A 2,053-nucleotide genomic window follows, 5' to 3' on the forward strand; every position below is an offset into this window, starting at 1 on the left:
GGCGCCGGCGGACGGAATTACGCTTCGGTCCCGCTGCGGGAAGAAGCCGCATTTTTCAAGTTTCGGTATTACCTGGACCCGGGTGCCGGGAACATCTTCCTGAGAGTGATCAGAAAAGACGGGCCGCTCACCTATTACCACCGGGAATTTGTCTATGACGACAATGATTTCCTGGACTTCTTTCCCCTGATCCACCGTGAAGGCGAACGGGAAATGGTACGGGTGACCCAGGGCGTGCTGGGGCTGAAACGGGAGCGACTAATGGACTACTTCCAGGATTGCAAAGCGCTTGTGAGCGCCATAGGGAACAAAGTGATAAATCATCCGGAAGCGGTCTACGATTTCTACCTGGAAAACTGCCTTGAAAAGGCCCTTCCGAAACGCGATCCAGGCACAATCCTGGGCAACTGGGAGATCGACCTGCGGCCCGACCCCAAAGCGGATCCCTATGTACAGGAATTCCGGGTGACCCAGCTTACGGGAAATACGTTCCAGGGGTACTTCTACGGCAGCCCCCTTGAAAATGCCCGGCTTAACCGGAACTGGGACCGCCTCTATTTTGCCTTTTCCACCCGCGACCAGAACCATGCCTACTACCATTCTGGCTACCTCCTGGATGGCCAGCTCTACGGGATCTCCTATTGCCCCGGCAGGGAGTTTGTGCAGCCCTGGAGTGGGGTGCCAAAATAAATCCTACCCTCTTTGTAATTGATCAGTATCATTGCGGTTTGCTGATTCCTGCAATAGCTTTATAGGTCCAAAACGGAGAACTCCAAAACCGCATACCCATGAAACTTTTTATAAGGACACTCCTCCTAATTCCCGCTTTGTTCCTTGTACTTGCCTGCGCCAAAGACGAGTCCCCAGAAAAGTTCATTCTATCGGTTACCATATCGCCTCAGGAAGGGGGAACCGTCACCCCTGACGGGGGGGCATTTGAAGAGGGAACACCGGTAACCTTAAGGGCTGTCCCAGCTGCCGGATATGTATTCAAGGAGTGGCGGGGGGATCTCCGAAGTACAACAAATCCCGTATCTGCAACGATGGATTCCGATATGAGCATAACCCTGGTCTTTGAAAAATCTGATACGGACCAGGATGGGGTTCCTGATGACACAGATAACTGCCCCAACACGCCTCCCGGTGCACAGGTAGATGCAAATGGGTGTTCGGATTCACAAACCGATTCAGATGGCGATGGTATCTCAGATAATGCGGATACCTGTCCGGATACTCCACAAGGCGAGGGAGTAGACAGCAACGGTTGTTCGGATACACAAAAGGACACTGATGGAGATGGAATAACCGATGATATCGATACCTGCCCGAATACCCCTGAAGGCGAAACGGTAAATGCACTAGGGTGTTCTTCTTCACAAACCGATTTAGATGGGGATGGCATAAGTGACGATGCAGACGCCTGTCCGAATACCCCAGCTGGAGAAACAGCAGATGCAAATGGCTGTTCGGATTCCCAAAAAGACACGGATGGGGACGGGGTTCCTGATGACAGGGATGAATGCCCCGATACCCCGGAAGGGGAAAATGTCAATGATACCGGTTGCCCGCCAACTCCCCCCATTTATCTGGACGAAAATGGAATCACGATCCGGGCATACGAATGGAGCCAGGTAGGTCAATCATGGGAGATCAATGGGGTGGTCTATACGATTGTGGATGAACCTTTGTTAAGACAAATGGTTCAAAATAAAGAGGATGTAACCAGGGTGTGTACCACCAAGGTAACTGACATGAGTGAATTATTTTCCAATACCGACTTTAACGACGACATCAGTTCATGGGATGTAAGTAAGGTCACTGATATGAATCAGATGTTTTATATGTCCAACTTTAATCAACCCATTGCAGATTGGAATGTGAGTGGGGTAACCGATATGTCGCGTATGTTCTTTCACGCTTCCTTTAATCAGGAAATTGGTTCGTGGGATGTCAGTAAGGTTACTAATATGGGGTTCATGTTTGGGGGTTCGTTATTTAACCAGCCAATAGGGACATGGGATGTGGGTAGCGTAACCAACATGAGTGCCATGTT

General features: G+C 50.4%; 1 protein-coding gene and 1 pseudogene. Both read left to right on the plus strand.

Annotated elements, in window-relative coordinates:
• A pseudogene (locus tag AC4E7D_RS14375) lies at positions 1-690 on the plus strand (hypothetical protein); the annotation flags it as partial.
• Positions 691-788: 98 nt separating this feature from the next.
• A partial coding sequence (locus AC4E7D_RS14380; RefSeq protein ID WP_490174464.1) for a BspA family leucine-rich repeat surface protein occupies positions 789-2,053 on the plus strand: 1,265 nt, incomplete at its 3' end.

Source organism: Lentiprolixibacter sp. (genome assembly GCF_982873095.1).